Source organism: Halohasta salina, assembly GCF_024178165.1.
GTDB lineage: Archaea > Halobacteriota > Halobacteria > Halobacteriales > Haloferacaceae > Halohasta > Halohasta salina.
On the sequence record NZ_JAMZIE010000005.1, the window covers coordinates 60102 to 81290 of the forward strand.

The window sequence follows — 21189 nt, forward strand, 5'->3', positions numbered from 1 at the left end:
GCTATTCGTACAGCGGGTGGGCGTCACACAGTTCGTCGACGCGGTCGCTAACCTCCGCAATAACTTCCTCGTCGTCGTGGTTGTCGACGACCTTATAAATCAGATCGCCGACTTCGGCGATCTCCTCGGGGCCGAAGCCACGCGTCGTGAGCGCGGGTGTTCCGGCGCGGATGCCGCTGGGGTTGAACGGCGAGCGCGTCTCGCCCGGCACCGTATTGGCGTTGAGCACGATGCCAGCCTCGGCCAGCGCGTCTTCGGCGTCGCCACCCGGCAGGTCGGGATGGGATTCACGGAGGTCCACGAGGACGAGGTGCGTGTCGGTGCCGCCAGACACCACTTCGAAGCCGTGGTCGGCGAACGTCTCGGCGAGCACCGCGGCGTTGTCGACGACCTGCTGGGCGTACTCCTCGAACTCGGGTTCGAGAGCTTCAGCGAAGCCGACCGCCTTGCCGGCGACGTTGTGCATCAGCGGGCCGCCCTGACCGCCAGGGAAGACGGCGTTGTCGATGTCGTCGGCGTGTTCCTCGTCCGTCATCACGATGCCGCCGCGACCGGCACGGATCGTCTTGTGGGTCGAGCCCGTCACGAAGTCGGCGACGCCGACCGGCGACTGATGGACGCCCGCGGCGACGAGGCCGGTGATGTGGGCGATGTCGGCGAGATGGTAGGCCCCCACGTCGTCGGCGACGTCCTGGATCGTCTCCCACTCGACCTCTCGCGGATAGGCGGAGTAGCCGGAGACGATCATATCCGGTTCGAACTCGTCGGCCATCTCGGCGAGCCCTTCGTAGTCGACGTAGCCCGTCTCGGGGTCGACCTCGTACTGTTCGACCTCGTAGAACTGGCCGACGAAGTTCGCGGGGTGACCGTGGCTGAGGTGGCCGCCGTGGGTCAGATCTAAGGAGAGGATCTTGTCGCCCGGTTCGAGCGTCGCGAAGTAGACCGACTGGTTGGCCTGCGTCCCGGAGTGGGGCTGGACGTTGACGTGTTCGGCACCCCACAGCTCCTTGGCGCGGTCGATGGCAAGCTGTTCGATGTCGTCGGCGTACTCACAGCCGGCGTAGTAGCGCTTGCCGGGATAGCCTTCGGCGTACTTGTTGGTCAGTGCGCTGCCCTGTGCTTCGAGGACGGCTTTGCTGACGTGGTTCTCGCTGGCAATCATCGCCAACGTGTTTTCCTGCCGGGAATCCTCGCCTTCGAGGGCGTCTGCGACCGCCGGGTCGACCGACCGGACCTGCTCGTAGTTCATACCTAGATGGGGGCTTCTCACTCCAATAAGTGGTTCGTTAGGCGTCGGCTAACACCTCGAACCGCTCGGATTACGCGTCGGCTAACGCGCCGAACTGGTCGGCCGCAGTCCGGGTTCCTTTGGCGATAATGACGTCGCCACCCCGGAGTTCGGCGTCGGCGTCGGCGACGAGGATCCAGCCGTCGCCCGGCCGCCGGATCGCGATGACCGACATCGTCACGTCGGCCTCGGGGAGCCCCGCGGTGATCGTGGTGCCGTCGAGGTCGCTATCGTCGTCGACCACCACGCGGGTGATGATCTCGTCGCTCTCCTGGACGGCGAGTTGGACCACTGGGTGGACCTCGATCTCCCGGAGGACCCCCTGACTGATGTCGTAGGCGGCGTCGCTGATCACCTCGGTACTGGTGCCGAGGTGGATCAACCCACGGAGGGCCACGGGGTCGGCGGCGTCGGCGGCGGCCCCCAGCACCCACGCCTCGAAGCGGGATTCGAGGCCGTCGACCTCGACCTCCAAGTTACTCACCTCCTCGGCGAGTTCGGCGTCGTCGAACAGCACGCTGCTGTAGGCGAGGTCGACCGCCAGCTCCGAGAGGTTCTTCATGTGGAGAATGGTGTCGACCGCGCGTTCGAGATCCTCGATGGCCGGTACGTCGGGCTCGGGCGGATCGTAGGGGTTCGACGCCAGCGTCTCGTAGACGTCGCCGACGGCCGTATCGGGACCGCGGAGGAAGGCGACGTCGCCGGCGGTGATCTCGGTGTCCCGGCCGGGATTGAGCAGCCAGTCGTCGCCACGCCGCAGGGCAATCACCCGGACACCGGTTTCGGATTCGAGGTCGAGGTCCCACAGCGTCCGGCCGGCGTACGGCGACGACTCGTCGACGACCCCCCGAACCAGCGTCTCGACGGCCTCCGGGAGCGCCGCCCGCATCGCCTCGGGGAGGCCGATGTCCTCGCGGACGATCTTGGCGATGTCGCCGGCGGCGTCGCTGATCTGTTCGGTCGCGGTGACGATCCCCAACACCGGCGCGAGCGTCTCGGCATCTGACGGGCTCCGGGCGGCCATCAGCAGGCTCATCTGGGCCCGGATTTCCAGCACGTCCATCGTGTGTTCGAGCCGGAGCACCTCGGCGGCGAGCTCCTCGTTGCGGTGGAGGACCGCGGAGTAGGCGAGATCGATCAACAGCTCGGCGGTGTCTTTCATCTCGACGAGCAGGTCCTTGACGCTGACCGGCTCGTACTCGACCGGCGTCGACGGAGCCTCACCTGCTGGCTGGTCCATACCGAGAGGACACCGGCCGACTACAAAAACGTTCACCGGACGGCCGGCTACGCTGTGTATCGGTCCTCGAATCGCCTGATGGCGTCGTCGTCGCCGGCGATGATCACGTCGTCGCCGCGTTCGAAAGTGAACTGCTGGGGGTCGACGTCGGTGATCGTCTCGCCGTCCCGCAACACCGCGATGACGGTGCTCCCGGTCTCGGTACGGACCGCCTCGGCTGCGAGGGTGGTGCCAGCCAGCCCGCCGGCGGGGAGCCGGACGACGCTGACCTGTTTGCTGTAGGCCAACACCGCCTCATCGTCGAAGACTGTCTCGGCCAGCATCCGGCCGCTGATCGACGCCAGCGACTGGACGTAGTCCGCCCCCGCCCGGTAGAGCTTGTCGACGCCGGCCCGCTCGTTGGCCCGGACGACGATCTCGAGATCCGGGTTCAGCTCGCGGGCGATCAGCGTCACGAAGATCGCGGTCGTGTCGTCGGCAACCGTCACCACCAGCGCGTCGGCCGCCTCGATCCCCGCGGCCTCGAGGACGTCCGGGTCGCGGGCATCGCCGACGGTGTCGACGGCCGGTCCCGACTCGATATCGAGGACCGACAGCTCGCTGCCGGCCTCTCGGAGGGCGGCCGCGGCCGCCTCGCCGGCGTCGCCGTGCCCAGCCAGCAGGACGTGCTGGGTCGCAAACTCCCGGACCGTGGCGGCGGTCGCGTCCCGGAGCGCCTCGAGTGCAGTGGGTTCGCCCGCGACGAGCAGCCGAGCGCCGGGATCGAGCGTGTCGGCGGCGTCGACCGGCGTCACGAACGCGCCGTTGAACCACGCCCCGATGACGGTGATGCCGAACCGCTCGCGGAGCCGGGCCGCCTCGAAGCGGCGGCCGGCGAACTCGCTTTCGGCACCGACCACGAGCTCGACCAGCTCGAAATCGTCGCCGATCGGGATGCCCGACTCGATCTCGGCGGTGACCGTCGTGGGGATCCGAGCAGCGAGGCTCTCGCCGAGCAACTGCCGCGGGGACAATACGGCGTCGACGCCCGCGGCCCGGTGGTAGCGTCTGAGTGCCGAATCGGTGACCAGCGTGATCACCTTGACACCGGGCGCCACGTCGTGGGCCGACAGCGCGATGCTCGCGTTGGTGTCGTCGCCCTCGTCGGCGACGACCGCGACCGCCTCGCCGATCCGGGCGTTGGCCAACACCGCGGTCGACTCGGGATCGCCGTGGATAACCTGATAACCCGCCTCGTAGCGGTCGGCGGCGGTCTCCTCGTCGGGCTCGACGAGCACGTAGGACTGATCGCGGGCGTCGAGTTCGGTGAGGAACGCCTCGGTCCGTGGCGTGTGGCCACAGACGACGACGTGGTCGGAGACCTCCGGGGCGACCTCGGGAACCGTCGGCGAGAGCGCCTCCCGCAGCCACGGGACGGCGAAGACGTCGACGGCCGTCAGGATGAGGCCGATCCCGGCGAACTGCATCAGGATCACCAAGGCGTTCATCTGGGGGGTCTGCCACGGCGCATCCTCGCCGTAGCCCGTCGTCGTGAAACTCTGGATGACGACCTCAAGCGAGCGGTACAGCGGTTGGGTCCGGCCCTCCCAGACGGCCATCCCGGTGTTGTACACGACCGTGAACAGCAGCGTCGTGGCGACGACCAACAGGAGGTAGAACCCGGTCCGGCGCGTTGGAAGCCGCATACACGGGGCTCTCGTCGCCCGGACGTATCAATACCACTGCCGGTCGGCGGCTGCGGTCACCCTGCACCGAAGCAGATAACCTGTGGCAGTCGGAACCCGCTGTATGGACTACCACGAGGCGGCGGACTTCCTGTTCGACCTCCGCCGTTTTGCGGTTCGCCCCGGCACCGAGTCGACCGCGGCCCTCCGCGCCGAACTCGGCGAGCCGGGAGCCGATCTACCGTTCATCCAGATCGCCGGCTCCAACGGCAAAGGCAGTACGGCGAAGATGGTCGCATCGATCCTGCGGGAAGCCGGCCTGTCGGTCGGCCTCTACAGCTCGCCGCATCTCTCTTCGCTCGACGAGCGCATCCGGGTCGACGGTCGGCCGATCACCGCGAGTGCGATCACCGAGTTCGTCGACCGGGTTCGGCCGTGGCTGGTCGACCGTGCGGCCGACGGCAACCCCCTCACGTTCTTCGAGGTGGTGACGACGATGGGGATCTGGTACTTCGACCGCGAAGAGTGCGACGTCGCGGTCCTCGAAGTCGGCCTCGGCGGCGAGTACGACGCCACCAGCGTGGTCGACCCCGTCGCCGCCTGCGTGACGACGGTCACCCTCGAACACACGGACACCCTCGGCGACACCATCGAAGAGATCGCCACGACGAAGGCAAAAGTCGCACCCGGCGGCGAGACGCCGCTGGTCACGGGGGCGACCGGCGAAGCCCGCAACGCGGTCCGAGCCGAAGCGGGCGACCTGCTGACGGTCGGCCCAGCAGGCGGCGAGGCGTCCGACTGCACGGTGCGCTACGGGGGCCGGGTCAACCACACCGAGGCCAGCGCCCGGATCGACCTGCCCGACAACTCCCCCGGCGTCGGGGTCGACACACTCGACGTGCGGCTCCCCCTACTCGGCGAACATCAGGCGCTCAACGCAGGGATCGCGGTGCTGCTGGCCGGACAAGCCGTAGAATCGTCGGGCGACGAATCGGTCGACCTCGACGCCGACGTCGTCGGTCGTGGGCTCCGCAACGCCCACTGGCCGGGGCGCTTCGAGGTCATGCGCGATGCGCCGCTGACCGTCCTCGACGGGGCACACAACCCCGAGGCGGCCGCGACGCTGGCCGAGACGCTGTCGACGTTCGCGTACGACGACCTCCATCTCGTCTTCGGCGTCATGGGCGACAAGAACTACATCGAGATGATAGAAACGCTGCCGACCGCCGACTCGGTGGTGACCTGTCGGCCCGCCAACCCACGGGCCGAGGATCCAGCCGTACTCGCCCGCGTCTTCGAACAGGCCGGCGTCGACGACGTGACCGCGGGCGCGTCGGTCGCCGACGCCGTCGAGACGGCCCGCAAGCGGGTCGGTCCGGACGACTGCCTGCTGGTCTGTGGCTCGTTGTTCGCGGTCGGGGAGGCCCGGACGACGATGACTCGCCGGGCGGTCCCCAAGCGCGTCGACGACACCGCGGCGGCCCACGAGGTGCTGGCGAACGCCCATCTGCCCGACGGCGCGGCCGAAACCGAGGCCGAGCGCGCGGCTCACCACGTCGTCACGATGCAGGTCGAAGACCGGCAGGCGACGATCGTCGACCGGGAACTCCGCTCGCTCGGCGGGAGCTGTGGGATCTCCGGTGTCACTGCCGCGGGCGAACTCCACGATATCGTGCTGGCGGGGACGACAGCCCAGTTCCGAGCGTTGACCGAGACCCTCGACGACGGGCCGTTCGGCCTCGGTGGGATCGCCGACGAGATCCGCACGCAGGTCGGTCTCGACGCGGTCGACGGGACCGAGACACAGCAGTATCCGTGGGACGACGGGACGGCCGTCATGGGGATCCTCAACGTCACCCCGGATAGCTTCCACGACGGCGGGGAGTTTTTCGACCGCGAGGCCGCGATCGAGGGGGCGAAGCAACTGATCGCAGAGGGCGCGGATATCATCGATATCGGCGGCGAGAGCACCCGACCGGGGGCCGATCCGGTGCCGATCGACGAGGAGATCGACCGCGTCGTGCCGGTGATCGAGGCCGTTTCCGACCTCGATACGTGGATCTCGGTCGACACCCGGAAGGCGGCGGTCGCCGAAGCCGCCCTCGAGGCCGGCGCGGACATCCTCAACGACGTGGCGGGGCTCGAAGACCCGGCAATGCGGTTCTTGGCGGCCGACCACGAGGTGCCGGTGATCGTCATGCACTCCATCGACACCCCCGTGGTTCCCGACAGAGACGTCGACTACGAGGACGTCGTCGGTGACGTGATCCAAGCGCTCGACGAGCGGGTCCTACTGGCCGAGAAGGCCGGGATCCCACGGGAGCGGATCATCGTCGACCCCGGCCTCGGCTTCGGGAAGACGGCGACCGAGAGCTTCGAACTGCTCGGCAGGCTCGGGGAGTTCGACGCGCTGGGCTGTCCGGTCCTCGTGGGTCACTCCCACAAGTCGATGTTCGACCACGTCGACCGCACCCCCGACGACCGCCTCGAAGCCACCGTCGCCGCGACCGCACTGGCCGCCGACCGGGGGGCCGACATCGTCCGGGTCCACGACGTCGCCGAGAACCGCGCGGCCGTCGACGTCCAACAGGCGACCGACCGACGGGGCGAGTAACCGATGGCGGGCTTCTACGAGGCGGTCACGGCCTACCCCGAGGGAACGAGTACCGTCAGCCGCTACGCCAAAACCGCCGCGAGTCAGGGCTACGACGGGCTGGTCGTCCGGACGCGCGAGGCAGCCTACGACCCCGCCGCCATCGGCGACCACTACGGCATCGACGTCGTCGAGGGGATCGAGGTCGACGCCGAGAGCCCCGACAGCGTCGCGGGATCGATCGGCAACTTCCGGGAAGCGTGTACCCTTCTGCTGGTCCGTGGGGGGACGAACGCGCTGAACCGGTATGCCGTCGAACAGGACCGGGTCGATGTCCTCACGCGACCGATGGCCGGAAACGGCGATTTCAACCACGTGTTGGCACGGGCAGCCGACACCCACGGCGTCCGGGTGGAGTTCGACTTCGGGCCCGTGCTGCGGGAACGCGGCGGCCAGCGCGTCCAAGCCCTCCGGGGGCTCCGCAAACTTCGTGAACTGGTCGAACAGTACGACACGCCCTACGTCGTCAGCGCGAACGCGACCGACCACTTCGGTCTTCGCGCGCCGCGAGAACTGATCGCCCTCGGCGAACAGATCGGCTTTTCGGCCGCACAGATCGAGACCGGCCTCGCCGAATGGGGCCGGCTCGCCGCCCGAAACCGGGAGCGAACCGACGAATCGTTCATTGCGCCGGGGGTCAAACGGGGCAGATATGAGAAAGACGGTTGAGGAACACGCCGCCCGGTTTACGGAGCAAGCGGCGAGCTACGACGACGACAAACGCCCGGAGTACCACGCCTGCTGTTCGCTCGTCGTCGACCACGCCGATCCGACGCCGAAAGACCGCCTCGTCGACCTCGGCACCGGAACCGGCGCGATCGCACTCGCGTTGGCACCCGAGGCGGGCAACGTCGTCGGTCGTGACATCAGCGAGGGAATGCTCGAACAAGCCGTCGCAAAAGCCGACAAACAGGGGTGCGAGAACGTCGAGTTCGGCGAGGGACGGTTCCGCGAACCGAACGTCGAGGGCCGTGTCGACATCGTCACCTCGAACTTCGCGCTCCACCACCTCGACGATGACGCCAAACGAGCGGCGATCCACACCATCGCCGATCTCGAACCGCGCCGGTTCGTCCTCGGCGACGTGATGTTGTTCGCCGACGCCGATCCCGACGACCCCTTTTATACGCCTGCCGTCGACGATCCGGCTACGGTCGGTGCGTTGGCCGACATGTTCACCGACGCCGGGTTCGCACTCACGGCAGTCGAACGTGTCCACGAACAGGTCGGCGTCTTGGTCGGCGAGCGGGTGACGGTCGACCGCGAAATGACTGAAGACACCTCGTTATGAAGCACCTACCAAAGTATATCCGGCCGCGGTGGCGGTATCTCGCGGTCGGCATCGAGTCGACGCCCGCCGCCGAGATCGACCGCGGGACGTTTCAGCGGGAGTTGTGGTACGCCGCGGGGAATCTGCTGGGCGATCCGGGGAGCGCCGCGGCCGACTTGACCGTCTATAGCTTCTCGTTTGCCGACGGCGCCGGCGAGACGATGCTTCGGGTCCGGCGGGGCGAGACCGACGCCGCACGGGCGGCGCTGGCGTGTGTCGACGCCATCGATGGCGAGCCGGTCGGCCTCAGCGTACGGGGGATTTCGGGGACGGTACGCGCCTGTGAGGAAAGGTATTTAGGACGCGGGACCGGACGTTTCGAGCAGAGACACGTGGCCTTCGCGGACGCCGATCGGCCCGCCTACGCCCGCGACGAGGCGGTCGAGGTATCGATGCCGACGGGGTTCGTGAGTGCGACGGAACTCGATTTCGAGTGAGACATATATGCAGGGACAAGCCCAACAGCAGGCGTACGACCGCGGCATCACCATCTTCTCGCCGGACGGTCGACTGTACCAGGTCGAATACGCCCGAGAAGCAGTCAAACGCGGCTCGGCGTCGATCGGCGTTCGGACCGCCGAGGGAGTCGTACTGCTCGCCGACAAACGCAGCCATTCGCCGCTCATGGAGCCCGAGAGCGTCGAAAAGCTCCACAAGGCCGACGACCACATCGGGATGGCCTCGGCTGGCCACGTCGCCGACGCCCGCCAGTTGATCGACTTCGCCCGGCGGCAGGCGCAGGTCAACCGCCTGCGCTACGGCGAGGCGATGGGTGTCGAGACGTTAACCAAGACAGTCACCGACTACATCCAGCAGTACACCCAGATCGGCGGTGCTCGGCCGTTCGGTGTCGCGCTGGTGGTCGGCGGCATCGAGAACGGCGAGCCACGACTGTTCGAGACGGATCCGTCGGGTACCCCATACGAGTGGAAAGCACTCGCTATCGGTGAGAACCGTGCGGACATCCGTGAGTACCTCGAAGAACGATACAACGAGGACCTCACCCTCGATGAGGGGATCGAACTCGCCCTCAGCGCGTTGTCGGACGCTACCGACGAGCTGCTTGAACCCGACGGACTCGGACTAGCGACGATTACCGTCGACGACGAGTCCTACCAGCAGTACGACGTCGACGAGGTCGAAGCCGTCCTCGAGGAGTACGAACTGTTGGCCGACGACGAAGCCGACGACAAAACCGACGAGTAGGCAGCGTTTACTTTTTGCCTGACTGACTAATACTGCAGCGCGTCGACGGTACGGTGTGACTACTGATACTCTGTCGGTCGGTAGGAGCCGATTACTTAGGTAGGAAACCGCGCCATCGCATTCTATGGGATTCCAGTGGCTCTCCGCGAACGCGTGTCCCGCCTGTAACATCGTCCCGAAAGCGCACCGATACGACGATTTCGGCTACCCGGTCTGTCCGAACTGCGGAACGGTCGTCCGATCGACCGGCGACGACCCGGCTACCGCACACGCCCAAACCGAGTGAGGCAAGTGGCCGGTCGGCCTCAGAGGGGTATGGACTGGGAACGAACGAGGACCGACGACGGGCTCACAGAGTGGACCAGAGCCGACGGCTACGCGACCATCCGCCTTCGCCGCCGTACCGACGGCCGGTTTGCGGTCCGACTCGACCGGCTCCACCAAGCCGACGAGGGACGAGGCTACGCCTTCGAGATCGTCGACACTCGGTCGGCCGCCGAAGAACTGGTCGAATCGTGGCAGAACGGCGCCGACCCGAACGAGGAGTCGGCGTAGCTACGGCGGCTCGTCGTCCCGCCGTTCGGTTCGTTTTCCGTCGGCCAGATCGCCCTCGATCGCCGCCGGATCGCGGGCTTCGGGCGGGCCGAATCCGCCCCCGCCGGGAGTCCGGACCGTGACCGTCGTTCCGGCGTCGACCTCGATCGTCGTTTTCGCCCCGACGGGTTCGCCGTCGACGAGGTTTTCGCCGGTAGCGCCGTCTTCGCCGCCAGCGGTGCCGCGAGGGGCGTGGCGTCGGCGCTCGGTCAACAACGAGACGGTCGCGGGAACGTCGACCTCGATGCGGCGTTCGATGCCGAGGCCACCGCGGTACTCGCCGCGGCCGCCGCTGTCGGGCCGGAGTCCGTACCGTCTCACCCGGAGCGGGTACTCGGCTTCGAGAGCCTCGATCGGCGTGTTCAGGGTGTTCGTCATCCCGACCTGCACGCCGTCCATCCCGTCGGCGATCGGCCGCGCGCCGAAGCCGCCGCCGATCGTCTCGTAGTAGCTGAAGCCGTCGCCGTCCCGGCTGCCGATCGTGAGGTTGTTCATCGTCCCCTGACCCTGCGCCGGCAGTTTCTCGGGGATCGCCTCGGCGAACGCCGACAGCACCGTCTCGGTCACCCGCTGGCTGGTCTCGACGTTGCCACCGACGACTGCCGCGGGCGGCTTCGGATCGAGCACACTGCCCGTGGGGATCTCGACCGAGACGGGTCGGTAACAGCCGTGGTTCGGTGGAATCTCCGGGTCGGTCACCGCTCGAACGACGAAGTAGACGGCGCTTTTCGTGACCGATCGCGGTGCGTTAACGTTGCCGTCGACCTGCGGGGCCGTGCCGTCGAAGTCGACCGTTAGGGAGTCGTTACTGATCGTTAAACAGACCTTAATCGAGATATCGGCCGCCGAAATCCCGTCGCCTTCGAGGACGTCGGCGGCGGTGTAGGTACCGTTCGGTAGTTCGCTGATGGCAGCGCTCATACGCTGGCTGGAGTAGTCGATGACCGCCTCGAACGCCGCCCGAAGCCGGTCGCGGCCGTGGTCGGACTGGAGCGCGGCGAACCGCTCGGCGGCCCGCTCGTTGGCGGCGATCTGGGCACGGAGATCCGCCCGACGTTCGGCCGAGTTCCGGACGTTCGCCAGCAGCACCGACAGTAGTTCCTCGTTTCGTTCGCCCGCCTCGACGATCCGGACCGGCGGAACGCGGAGCCCCTCCTGATAGATCTCTCTGGCGCCAGCGGGCATGCTGCCGGGGGCCATCCCGCCGACGTCGGCGTGGTGAGCCCGCGAGACGGCGTAGCCGAGCCGCTCGCCGTCGACCGCCATCGGCGAGACCATCGTCAGATCCGGGAGGTGGGTGCCGCCGGCGAAGGGGTCGTTGAGTAGCCAGACGTCACCCGGCTTGGGATCGCGCTGGCGGACGGCCGAGACCGCCTCGGGCATCGCTCCCAGATGCACCGGGATGTGTTCGGCTTGGGCGACCAGCCGGCCGTCGGTGTCGAACAGCGCGGTCGAGCAGTCGCGTCGCTCCTTGATGTTGGGGGAGTAGGCACTGGCTACCAGCAGCTGGCCCATCTCCTCGGCGACGCCTTCGAGCTGATTGCGGACGATCTCCAGTTCCACGGGGTCGAGTGTGGGAGCGGTCATGCTGTCGCCTCCCGTGTGAGTCGGAGCGTCCCGTCGGTGGCGACCGTCGCCTCCCAGTCGGGCCGGAGGACCGTCGTCGACTCGTCGGCCTCGATGATCGCCGGCCCGGAGACGGAGCGGCCGACCGGGAGCCCCGATCGGCTGTAGACGGCCGTCTCGACGCGGTTGCCGTCGAAGACCGCCGGCCGGTCGCCGGTGTGGGCCGGTCCCGAGGCGTCGTGGGCGACCACAGGCGGCTCGCGCTCGACGACGGCCGTCGACCGGAGGGTCACGAGGTCGACCGCGTCGTCCATCCGGTAGCCGGCGGCCGATTCGTGAGCCTCGTTGAACGCCGCGCCGAGGGCTGTGGCGTCGAACGGCCGTTCCAGTGGCACCGTCAGCTCGAAGCTCTGGCCGCTGTAACGGAGATCCGCGGCGTACTCGACGGTCGGCGTCCCGCTGGCGACGCGGTCGACGACCTCTTCGCGGAGTTCGTCGAGTCGGGGTTCGATGGCCGACAGCGAGCAGTCGGCGAGCGGCGTCCGGACGGTCCGGGCGGCGTCGTGTTTCTCGTCGGCCGCCAACAGGCCGAACGCCGACCGGACACCGCTGGCGGCGGGAACGACGACGCGGTCGACGCCGAGCCGCTCGGCGATCGCCGTAACGTGCATCGGTCCAGACCCACCGAACGCACAGAGTCCGAACCGGCGGGGGTCGTGGCCTTCCTCGACGGTCACCGCCCGGATCGCCCGCGTCATGGCCGCGTTGGCGACCCGATAGACGCCGCGGGCGGCCGCCGTCGGCCCCGCGAGATCCGCCTCGGCGGCCAGTTCCTTGAGGGCGTTCCGGGCGGCCGACGCGTCGATCGAGAGCTCCCCGCCGAATCGGGCTTCCGGGCCGATGTAGCCCAACACGACGCTGGCGTCAGTGACCGTCGGCTCGGTGCCGCCGCGGCCGTAGGCCGCCGGGCCGGGGGATGCGCCCGCAGAGGCCGGCCCGACGCGGAGCGCGCCGCCGGCGTCGACCCGGGCGATCGAGCCGCCGCCCGCGCCCACGGTGTGGATGTCGACCATCGGGACGCCGATCGGCCGGCCGTCGATGGCGGCGTCGGTCGTCAACACCGGCTCGTCGCCCCGGACGAGGCTCACGTCGCTGGAGGTTCCGCCCATATCGAAGGTGATCACGCCCTCGCGGTCGGTTTCAAGAGCGGTCGCACCGATGACGCCGGCGGCCGGCCCCGACAGTACGGTCGTCACTGCGCGCTGTCTGACGGTCTCAGAGTCGGCGATCCCGCCGTTGGACTGCATGATCCGGGGAGTTGGGACCCCCGCCTCGGTAGCCCGTTCGTCGAGTCGGGCGAGATACCGCTGGATCGGCGGCCGGACGTAGGCGTCGACGACCGTCGTCGAACTGCGTTCGTACTCGCGGAACTCCGCGAGCACCTCGTGGGAGGCCGACACCGGCACGTCGAGCCGTTCGCGGAGGGCGTCGGCGACCCGCCGTTCGTTGTCGGGGTGGGCGTAGGCGTGGAGCAGGCAGACGGCGACGCTCTCGACATCGCTGGCGGCGAGTTCGTCGGCCAGCGCGTCGACCTCGCTTTCGTCGACTGGCCGATCGATCCCCTCGGTGGTCGCCCGCTCGTCGAGTTCGAACCGCCGTCGACGGGGCACCAGCGGTGTCGGTTTGGTGGCGTCGAGATCGTACAGCGCGGGGCGGTCCTGCCGGCCGATCTCCAAGATATCGCGGAACCCCTCGGTGGTAACCAGCGCAGTAGTCGCACCGGCCTCCTCCAGCAGCGCGTTGACCGAGACGGTCATCGCGTGGCTAAAGCCCGCGATCTCGACCGGCTCGATCCCGGCGGTCGAACAGGCTTGCCGGAGGCCCGTCATCACGCCCTCGCTTTGGTCGTCGGTCGTCGGCACCTTGGCCGTCGTCACGTCGCCGTCGGCCAGCAGCACCACGTCGGTGAACGTGCCGCCGACGTCGACGCCGACGACCGGCGACGCGTCGTCGGCACTCACCGCGAGTCACCTCGTCGGAACCCTGCCGTATGCATACTCGGAGGCCGAGACGGACGGACTTAGTGGTTCGGCCCGTCGGTTACTGGAGCCGCTCGGTCGTCTCGACCAGCGGGTGGCGCGCGTAGTCGACGATGTCGATATCGTCGATCTCGGTCAGCCCCGCTTTGGCGGCCGTTTTGGCCATCCCAAGGTCGACTGCCTCTTCGAGGACGATCACGTAGGCGTCCATCTCGGGGATGTCCATGCTGTCGGCGGCCAACACGCGGTGGTGGCCGTCGGCGAGATACAGATCGGGAGTGGCGGCCGCGCCGGTGTTGTCGATGACGATCAGTGGCTCGGCGAGGCCGCGTTCGAGTTCGTAGCGCCGGCCTTCGAGTTCGTCGGCGTACACCCGCTGTTGGGTCGGCGTGAGCGCCGCCAGCGGGACCTCCCGGCGCTCCTCGCTGACCGTGACGTCGTGCAGCTGATCGAGGCTCCGCCGGAGTTTGCCCACCTTCTCGGGGGTGACCCGCTCGATCTGGCTCCGCATCACGTCGGTATTCGAGAGAATACCGAGCAGCCGGCCCTCGTCGTCGACGACCGGCAACTTCTGGATCCCGGACCGTAGGATGACCCGGCCGGCGTCGGTCACCGGCATCTCGGGGTCGGCGACGAGGATGTCGGTACTCATCACATCCCGAATCGGGGTCTCACCGTCGACTGCAAGCAGGTCCCGAGCGGTGACAAAGCCCTCGACGAGCAGGTCGCGGCAGACCGGGAACCCGTTGTGGCTCTGGCTTTCGGCGATCCGGTCGCGGACCGCCGCCACCGAGTCCTCGGGGTCGACCGTCGAGACCTCGTGGGTCATGTACTCCTCGACGTGGGGGGTACCGTCCATACAGGGGCGTAGGCCGAAGCTGTGGAAAAACGTAGCGCTCGGGGCTACTCCTCGCGGCCGCCCAACGGCGGGTTGACCATGTAGGCCGTCGGCTCGGTGGCGGCTTCGAGGGCGGCGAAGAACCGCTCGGCGACCAGTTCGTGGACGGCGTCGGTCAGCGACTCTTCGTCGCCGGTCTCACGGATGATCCCCAGCGGGAGCTGTGCACCCGCCATGTTGGCGTGACCGCCGGCGCTGCCGATCCGATCGAGAGCGTTTCTGAGCACGGCCCCGAGGTCGACCGAACCGCCGCGGGTCCGGCCGGAGACGTAGATCGTGTCGTCGGTGTAGCCGTAGACGAGGACGGTCGTGATCGACTCCATGTTCAGCAGCTCGTCGGCCGCCTGCGCGAGGGCATCCCGGTCGGTGATCGCCCCCACACAGGTCGCCAGCGCAGTGTCACGGACGTCCCGGCGCTCGATGGCGGTCGCCAGCGTCTCGACGACCGAAGCGGTCACACTCGGCGACTCGATCCGTTTGAGAGCGTCGGCGTCGGCGGTCGGCGAGAGGGTCGCCGCCGCATCGAAGTCCGCCGCCGAGACCTCGCGCGTAAACCCCTTGGTGTCGGTCTGGATCCCGTACAGCAGGGCGGTCGACAGCTCCCGGCCGGGGTCGATCCCAAGCCGACTGAGGTAGTCGGTGATGATCGTGCTCGTCGAGCCGATCGTCGGCCGGATGTCGACGTAGCGGTCGGTCTCGTCGATCGGCATCCGGGGCGGGTGGTGGTCGACGACGATCTCCACGGGCGTCCCCTCGGGGAGGCTGTCGTTGACGCCGGGTTGAGCGTGGTCGACCAGCGCGATCGCGCCGTAGGCTTCGGGATCGAAGCTCTCGGCGTCGGCCGGATACAACGGGAGGTCAAGCAGGTTGACCAGCGCCCGGTTTTCCTGATGGGTAATGTCGCCGAAGTAGCAGGCTTCGGCCGGCACGCCGATCGATTCGGCGATAGCGACGAGGCCGACCGCGCTGGCGATAGCGTCGGGATCGGGATTGTCGTGGGCAACGACCGCCAGCGGTCCCGACAGCGAGCGGATCGACGACAGCAGCTCGCCCATCTGCGCGTCGTCGCCGACGGCCCCGACCACGCGGTCGGCCATCATCGCTCGCGAGTCGACCACGCGGTCGGCCACGGCGGCCAGTCGGTCGACGGTGGCGTCACTCGTACCGACGCCGGCAGTCACGACCAGCGTCGCAGTCGGAAAGGCGCTGCGGGCGGCGGCGGCGATCCGTTCGGCCCGGTCGGAGTCTGGGACGGCAACGACGACCACGTCGGCGGTCGACGGGTAGTGGCTCCGGTCGGCCGGATCCCCCTCGATGGCCGCAACACCCTCCTCGCGGAGCGTCGTCACCCAGCCGCTGTCGGTGGTCACGACATAGAGGTCGCCAGGGGTGGCACTCGCACGGTCGGTGAGCGTGTGACCGAGTGCGCCGTCCCCGAGGACGAGCCGACGTAACATAGCTGCTGGAACGGGATCGACCGGGAAAACGGTGCCGTCGTCGGCCCGTGATCGGGTCGACTCCGCACGTTTCGTCGACGTAGCCGGTCAGTACGGTGCCGTAGTAGGCCACTACTAGGTGATAAACAGTCACTACCGACAGCACCGCACAACGAGACCGAGTGCCGCCGCCTACGCGAAGACGGCAGCGGCGGCGGCCTCGGCGGTTTCGATCACGGGCCCGAAGCCGGGCAGCAGGAGCACCGTAATCACACCGGCGACGATCACCGCGGCGTAGAGGCCAGTCGGTTTGCTGTCGAGGGCATCAAGGTTACCGGTCGGCTCTTCGAGCCACAGGGCCTTGACGACCCGACTGTAGTAGTACAGCGACAGCGCGCTGGTGACCGCACCGACCGCCGCGAGCCACCAGAAGCCGGCGTTGATCGCTCCAAGGAACAGGAAGTACTTCGAGAAGAAGCCGCCGAACAGCGGCAGCCCCGCGAGGCTGAACATGAAGACGGCCATCGCCATCGACGCCATCGGGGCCTTCCGACCGATGCCGGCGTAATCCTCGAAGGTACGACCGACGCCCCAGCGTTCGATCATGGCGATAAACAGGAACGCGCCAGTGTTCATGAAGCCGTAGACCAGCAGGTGGGCCATCGCCGCCCCCATGACCGTCGCGTTGTTCGCGCCCGCGCCGGCGGTGACCGCCGCCAGCCCGATCAGCGCGTAGCCGGCGTGGCCGATCGAGGAGTAGGCGAGCATGCGTTTGACGTTGGTCTGGGTCGCGGCGGCGAAGTTCCCCAGCACCATCGTGACGACCGCGAGGATCCCGAACAGCAGTCCCCAGTCGACCGCCACATCGAGGGCGGGCATGAACGCCTCGGCGAACACGCGGAAGGCGACCGCGAAACCGGCGGCCTTCGAGGCCGACGAGAGGAACGCCGAAACGGGGGCGGGTGCGCCCTCGTAGGCCTCCGGCGCCCAGAAGTGGAACGGGACGGAGGCGGTCTTGAAGAGGAAGCCGCCGGCGACCATCAGGATCCCCACGCCGAGGATCCCCGCGAGGTCGGTGACGTCGCCGATCGCCGTGGCGATGTCGGGCAGCAGCAGCGAGCCCGTAGCGGCGTAGACGAGGCTGATGCCGAAGGCGAAGACCGCCGCCGACACCGCGCCGATCAGGAAGTACTTCAGGCCAGCTTCGACGCTTCCCCGGTTCGTCTTGAGGTAGGCGACCAGCGCATACGAGGGCAGCGAGGCCATCTCAAGGCTGATGAACACTGTCGCCAGCGAGTTGGCGACCGCCATCAGCGACATGGCCGTCGTCGCGAACAACAGCAGCGAGTAGAACGCCGCCGGGTTGGCGTCGTCTTCGAGGTAGTCGTAGCTAGCGACGACAACCAAGGCGGCGACGCTGGTGAAGATGGCGGTGAAGAACAGCCCCATCCCGTCGACGACGATCGCGCCGCTGAAGAGGCTGATCGCCCCACCAGTCGCAGGCTGGCCGGTGCCGGCGAGGAGGTACCAGACGGTGATGCCGAGGGCGATCAGCGTCCCGGCGGCAGCGGTGGCCGCCAGTCGGGTGTTCGAGCGGGCGTCCGGCGAGAGGCTGTCGATCGCCAACACGGCCAGCGCCGACAGCACCAAGACGACCGTCGGGCCGAGCGACGACAGCGCGAACAGCCAGCTGGTCGGTTCGATCTGGAGGAGGCTCATTAGAGCCCACCTCCCAGTTCAAGGATCGGAACGGTTGCATCGAGTATCATGTCGAAGAACAGCGAAGGCGCGACGCCGAGCAGGACGATCGCCCCAAGCAGCGCCACCAGCGGCGCGATGTCATGCATCGGTGCGCGCGTGAGTTCGTAGTCGGTCTCGAGCCGGAACGGACCGAACAGCGTCCGCTGCATCGCCAACAGCAGGTAGCCCGCAACGATGACGATGCCGAACATCGCCAGCGCCGTAAAGACCGGCGCATACGGCAGCGCCGTCGACCCGAAGGAGCCGACGAAGATGAAGAACTCCCCGGCGAAGCCGGCCATCAGCGGCAGCCCCATGTAGGCGAAGGCTCCGGCGACGAGAATCCAGACCGCGACCGGCATGCGGTCGGCGAGTCCCGACATGTCGTCGACGATCCGGGTGTGGGTCGCGTTGTAGATGACGCCGACCGCCATGAACATCAGCCCCGAGATGAGGCCGTGGGCGACCATCTGGAACGTCGCCCCACCCATGCCGAACTCGGTAAAGGCGATGAGTCCGAGGATGACGTAGCCCATCGACGACACCGACGAGTAGGCGACGATCCGTTTGAGGTCCGTCTGGGCGAGCGCGAGCATCGCACCGTAGATCACCGAGACGACAGCGATGATTCCGATCGGGATCGCAAACGCGCTGGCCTGCTCGGGCAACATGGTGAAGTTGAACCGGAGCAGGGCGTAGGTCCCCATCTTCAGCAGCACGCCAGCCAGCATCACCGAAGCGGGCGTGGGGGCTTCAACGTGGGCGTCGGGCAGCCACGTGTGGACCGGAACGACCGGCACCTTGACCGCGAAACCGACGAACATCGCCGCGAAGACGACCAGCGCCAGCGTTTCGGCCGGGAGGCCGTAGAACGCGGTGAGTTCGCCTGCGGCGAGCGACTGGGTGATCTCCGGCAGGCCGAACGAATCGACCGGCAGCGAGAACACCAGCGCCATGAAGGCGATGAACATCACCAGCGAGGCGATGTTGGTGTAGACGAAGAACTTGATCGCGGCGTACTTCCGGCGCGGACCGCCCCAGACGCCGATGAGGAAGTACATCGGGACCAGCACGGCCTCCCAGAAGACGAACCACAGGAAGAAGTCCAGCGCCGTGAAGACGCCGATGAGGTTGGCCTCCATCAACAGCATCAGGCCGTAGAACTGGCTCTGACGGTCGTCGATGGGCGTCCACGCGCTCATGATCGCCAGCGCGGTGAGGAACGTCGTCAGCACGACCAGCGGCAGGCTGATGCCGTCGACGCCGACGTACCACTGCAGCTGGTAGCCCGCGACTTCGAGCCACGGGGCGACCGTCTCGAAGGCGATCTGGCCGCCAGTCAGCGCGTTGCCGCCGGCCTCGAAGGCCGACCACATGTAGAGGCTCCCGACGATCGGCACCAGACTCAGCCCGAAGGCGAGTTTGTGGGCATAGCGGTTCGGCACGGCAAAGACGAGCAGTGCGGCCGCAAACGTGAACGCGAGTAGTGCTTCGATGATCATTAGAACCACCCTCCTAACAGCGCGAAGACGACAAGCAGCGCCGTCAGGCTCACCGTGAGCAACAGCGCGTAGTTACCGACGACACCGGTCTGGATGCGTTTGATCCGGTCGCCCCCGAAGAGGCTGACCGACGAGACGCCGTTGACGACGCCGTCGACGACGCCCTGATCGAAGGTGTCCGCGCCGCCGGAGACGCCGCGGGTGCGGTCCGCGAGCCAGACCTGGAACTCGTCTTGGTAGTAGTTGTTGTACAGCAACGTTTTGGCACCGCCGAGCTTGTCGGTGTGTTCGACCGGCTCGGCGACGTTGTAGAGTTTCCATGCCAGCAGCAGGCCGGCGACCGCGAGAGCCAGCGAGATGGCTGCGCCCGCGAGGACAGTTGCGACCTCAGTACCGAAGGGATAGGTCGAACTGTACGGATCGATTTCGGCGTAATGGTGCGACGACAGCCCCTCGATACCGCCCCAGTGGTTGTCGAGCCACAGGTGGAGGTAGTCGATGCCCTCGATGCCCAGTACTTTCTGGACCGGCACCATGTTGATCCCGCCGGTGACGACCGCCAGCGCGCCGAGGACCGACAGCGGGCCCTTGACGTTCCAGCGAACGGGTTCTGGGTTGCGCGCGATTTCGCTCCGTGCGTTGCCGTGGAAGGTCAAGAAGACCATCCGGAACGTGTAGAACGCGGTCACGGGCACTGCGAGCAGTCCCATCGCGTAGCCGGCGAACAGCAGCGGCTCGCTGCCAGCGTGAATCAGTGCCTCATACAGGATCTCGTCTTTCGACCAGAACCCCGCAAAGGGGAAGATGCCCGCCAGCGCGAGCGAGCCCGCGAGGAACGTCCAGTAGGTCACGGGCATCTTGTTTTTCAGGCCACCCATATCCCACATGTTCTCGTTGTGGTGCATGGCGATGATGACCGAGCCGGCACCGAGGAACAGCAGCGCCTTGAAGAAGGCGTGGGTGGTCAGGTGGAAGACCGCCGCGACGTAGCCGCCCGAACCGAGGGCGAGCATCATATAGCCGTATTGGGAGATCGTCGAGTAGGCCAGCACCTGCTTGAGCTCCTCTTTGACGAGTCCCATCGTCGCTGCGAACAGCGCGGTGAAACCACCGACGAGCGCGATGATCCCCAGTGTCGTCGGCGTCAGCGCGTAGAAGCCGTACATCCGGGCGACCAGATAGACACCGGCGGCGACCATCGTCGCTGCGTGGATCAGCGCCGAGACGGGAGTCGGGCCCTCCATCGCGTCGGGCAGCCAGGTATGGAGTGGGAACTGGGCGGATTTACCGATCACACCGCCCAAAACGAGCAGGCCGACGACGGTGAACCACGTCATGGTGTCGAGGCCACCAGGCGTCCAGACGTCGACGGTGCCATCGAGTGCGCCCTCGGCGAGAGCGGGGAACGATTCCGCGCCCGCGAAGGCCGCCGTGCCGAAGGTCGCAAAGACGGCGACGACGCCGACGAGCAAGAAGTAGTCACCGAACCGGGTGACGAGGAACGCCTTCTTGGCGGCCGACGGCGGGCCGGGCTCGCGGAAGTGGAAGCCGATCAGCAGGAACGAACACAGCCCCACCAGCTCGAAGAACATGAACGCCATCAGCAGGTTGTCAGCGATCACGAAGCCGAGCATGCTGGCCGTAAACAGCCCGAGGCCGGCGTAGTAGCGTGGCAGGTCGCGTTCGCCCTCGTCGTTCATATAGCCGAGACTGAACACGTGGACGAGCGTGGCGATCAGCGTCACGATGACGAGCATCAGCGCCGACAGCGGATCGATCAGCGCGCCGAACTCCAGCGTAAACGGCTGGGAGCCGACGCCTTCGGCCCACGTCCAGTAGGTCTCTTGATGAGCGCCACCGCCGGCGACCGACGCCAGTACCCACAACGACAACAGCAGCGAGCCCGCGGTGGCAGCGATCCCACCGTAGGCACCCTTCTTCGGGAGCTGTTTCCCGATGAACAGTGCGACGACGAACGAGACGAACGGCAACAGAACGATTGCCGGAACGTAGTCGAATGCGGTTACCATATC

General features: G+C 67.5%; 16 protein-coding genes. 6 read left to right on the plus strand and 10 right to left on the minus strand.

What is annotated here, in order from left to right:
• Position 1 precedes the first annotated feature (1 nt).
• From glyA to NKJ34_RS11560, 3 genes are all read right to left on the minus strand, one after another.
• Positions 2–1249, minus strand: a complete 1248-nt coding sequence (gene glyA, locus NKJ34_RS11550; protein ID WP_253738453.1) for a serine hydroxymethyltransferase — start codon at positions 1247–1249, stop codon at positions 2–4.
• A 70-nt stretch (positions 1250–1319) separates the two neighbouring features.
• Positions 1320–2528 (minus strand): potassium channel family protein, encoded by a 1209-nt coding sequence (locus NKJ34_RS11555; protein ID WP_253738454.1) that lies wholly within the window; start codon positions 2526–2528, stop codon positions 1320–1322.
• A gap of 47 nt (positions 2529–2575) precedes the next feature.
• Entirely contained in the window at positions 2576–4213 is a 1638-nt protein-coding gene (locus tag NKJ34_RS11560) for a potassium channel family protein (RefSeq protein WP_253738455.1), read from the minus strand.
• A 103-nt stretch (positions 4214–4316) separates the two neighbouring features.
• Between NKJ34_RS11560 and folP the strand changes: the two genes are divergently transcribed.
• The 6 genes from folP (at position 4317) to NKJ34_RS11590 (ending at position 9936) form a co-directional block, all read left to right on the plus strand.
• Positions 4317–6806 (plus strand): dihydropteroate synthase, encoded by a 2490-nt coding sequence (gene folP / locus NKJ34_RS11565; RefSeq protein WP_253738456.1) that lies wholly within the window; start codon positions 4317–4319, stop codon positions 6804–6806.
• A 3-nt stretch (positions 6807–6809) separates the two neighbouring features.
• The gene (locus NKJ34_RS11570; protein ID WP_253738457.1) at positions 6810–7514 is read left to right on the plus strand and encodes an RNase P subunit p30 family protein; all 705 of its coding nucleotides are present in this window, start codon (positions 6810–6812) and stop codon (positions 7512–7514) included.
• Positions 7498–8136 (plus strand): class I SAM-dependent methyltransferase, encoded by a 639-nt coding sequence (locus NKJ34_RS11575; protein WP_253738458.1) that lies wholly within the window; start codon positions 7498–7500, stop codon positions 8134–8136. The genes NKJ34_RS11570 and NKJ34_RS11575 overlap by 17 nt, the downstream gene beginning before the upstream one ends.
• Positions 8133–8612 carry an Rpp14/Pop5 family protein gene (locus NKJ34_RS11580; protein ID WP_253738459.1) on the plus strand — a complete coding sequence of 160 codons (480 nt, stop codon included), beginning with the start codon at positions 8133–8135 and terminating at the stop codon, positions 8610–8612. Before NKJ34_RS11575 ends, NKJ34_RS11580 begins: the two co-directional genes overlap by 4 nt.
• Before the next feature lie 7 nt (positions 8613–8619).
• Positions 8620–9381 carry an archaeal proteasome endopeptidase complex subunit alpha gene (psmA, locus tag NKJ34_RS11585; protein WP_253738460.1) on the plus strand — a complete coding sequence of 254 codons (762 nt, stop codon included), beginning with the start codon at positions 8620–8622 and terminating at the stop codon, positions 9379–9381.
• A 315-nt stretch (positions 9382–9696) separates the two neighbouring features.
• A complete protein-coding gene (locus NKJ34_RS11590) occupies positions 9697–9936 on the plus strand; it encodes a DUF7543 family protein (RefSeq protein WP_253738461.1) in 240 nt (79 codons plus the stop codon).
• Here NKJ34_RS11590 and NKJ34_RS11595 read toward each other — a convergent pair whose 3' ends face one another.
• The 7 genes from NKJ34_RS11595 to nuoL form a co-directional block, all read right to left on the minus strand.
• Positions 9937–11562, minus strand: coding sequence for a hydantoinase B/oxoprolinase family protein (locus tag NKJ34_RS11595; RefSeq protein WP_253738462.1), 1626 nt, complete (start codon positions 11560–11562; stop codon positions 9937–9939).
• A complete protein-coding gene (locus tag NKJ34_RS11600) occupies positions 11559–13562 on the minus strand; it encodes a hydantoinase/oxoprolinase family protein (RefSeq protein WP_253738463.1) in 2004 nt (667 codons plus the stop codon). The genes NKJ34_RS11595 and NKJ34_RS11600 overlap by 4 nt, the downstream gene beginning before the upstream one ends.
• Positions 13563–13641: 79 nt before the next feature.
• The gene (locus NKJ34_RS11605) at positions 13642–14439 is read right to left on the minus strand and encodes a CBS domain-containing protein (protein WP_253738464.1); all 798 of its coding nucleotides are present in this window, start codon (positions 14437–14439) and stop codon (positions 13642–13644) included.
• Positions 14440–14483: 44 nt separating this feature from the next.
• Positions 14484–15935 (minus strand): DHH family phosphoesterase, encoded by a 1452-nt coding sequence (locus NKJ34_RS11610; RefSeq protein ID WP_253738465.1) that lies wholly within the window; start codon positions 15933–15935, stop codon positions 14484–14486.
• Positions 15936–16106: 171 nt separating this feature from the next.
• Positions 16107–17633, minus strand: a complete 1527-nt coding sequence (locus NKJ34_RS11615; RefSeq protein WP_253738466.1) for an NADH-quinone oxidoreductase subunit N — start codon at positions 17631–17633, stop codon at positions 16107–16109.
• The gene (locus tag NKJ34_RS11620) at positions 17633–19156 is read right to left on the minus strand and encodes a complex I subunit 4 family protein (protein ID WP_253738467.1); all 1524 of its coding nucleotides are present in this window, start codon (positions 19154–19156) and stop codon (positions 17633–17635) included. The genes NKJ34_RS11615 and NKJ34_RS11620 overlap by 1 nt, the downstream gene beginning before the upstream one ends.
• Complete coding sequence (gene nuoL / locus NKJ34_RS11625; RefSeq protein WP_253738468.1) at positions 19156–21186, minus strand: NADH-quinone oxidoreductase subunit L; 2031 nt, start codon at positions 21184–21186, stop codon at positions 19156–19158. The genes NKJ34_RS11620 and nuoL overlap by 1 nt, the downstream gene beginning before the upstream one ends.
• Positions 21187–21189 lie beyond the last annotated feature (3 nt).

Bases quoted from the DNA above. Each gene is read 5' to 3' on its own strand.
- psmA (WP_253738460.1), top strand. From the start codon at position 8,620: ATGCAGGGACAAGCCCAACAGCAGGCGTACGACCGCGGCATCACCATC.
- NKJ34_RS11615 (WP_253738466.1), bottom strand. From the start codon at position 17,633: ATGAGCCTCCTCCAGATCGAACCGACCAGCTGGCTGTTCGCGCTGTCG.
- folP (WP_253738456.1), top strand. From the start codon at position 4,317: ATGGACTACCACGAGGCGGCGGACTTCCTGTTCGACCTCCGCCGTTTT.
- nuoL (WP_253738468.1), bottom strand. From the start codon at position 21,186: ATGGTAACCGCATTCGACTACGTTCCGGCAATCGTTCTGTTGCCGTTC.
- NKJ34_RS11590 (WP_253738461.1), top strand. From the start codon at position 9,697: ATGGACTGGGAACGAACGAGGACCGACGACGGGCTCACAGAGTGGACC.
- NKJ34_RS11620 (WP_253738467.1), bottom strand. From the start codon at position 19,156: ATGATCATCGAAGCACTACTCGCGTTCACGTTTGCGGCCGCACTGCTC.
- glyA (WP_253738453.1), bottom strand. From the start codon at position 1,249: ATGAACTACGAGCAGGTCCGGTCGGTCGACCCGGCGGTCGCAGACGCC.
- NKJ34_RS11605 (WP_253738464.1), bottom strand. From the start codon at position 14,439: ATGGACGGTACCCCCCACGTCGAGGAGTACATGACCCACGAGGTCTCG.
- NKJ34_RS11595 (WP_253738462.1), bottom strand. From the start codon at position 11,562: ATGACCGCTCCCACACTCGACCCCGTGGAACTGGAGATCGTCCGCAAT.
- NKJ34_RS11580 (WP_253738459.1), top strand. From the start codon at position 8,133: ATGAAGCACCTACCAAAGTATATCCGGCCGCGGTGGCGGTATCTCGCG.
- NKJ34_RS11570 (WP_253738457.1), top strand. From the start codon at position 6,810: ATGGCGGGCTTCTACGAGGCGGTCACGGCCTACCCCGAGGGAACGAGT.
- NKJ34_RS11575 (WP_253738458.1), top strand. From the start codon at position 7,498: ATGAGAAAGACGGTTGAGGAACACGCCGCCCGGTTTACGGAGCAAGCG.
- NKJ34_RS11555 (WP_253738454.1), bottom strand. From the start codon at position 2,528: ATGGACCAGCCAGCAGGTGAGGCTCCGTCGACGCCGGTCGAGTACGAG.
- NKJ34_RS11560 (WP_253738455.1), bottom strand. From the start codon at position 4,213: ATGCGGCTTCCAACGCGCCGGACCGGGTTCTACCTCCTGTTGGTCGTC.
- NKJ34_RS11610 (WP_253738465.1), bottom strand. From the start codon at position 15,935: ATGTTACGTCGGCTCGTCCTCGGGGACGGCGCACTCGGTCACACGCTC.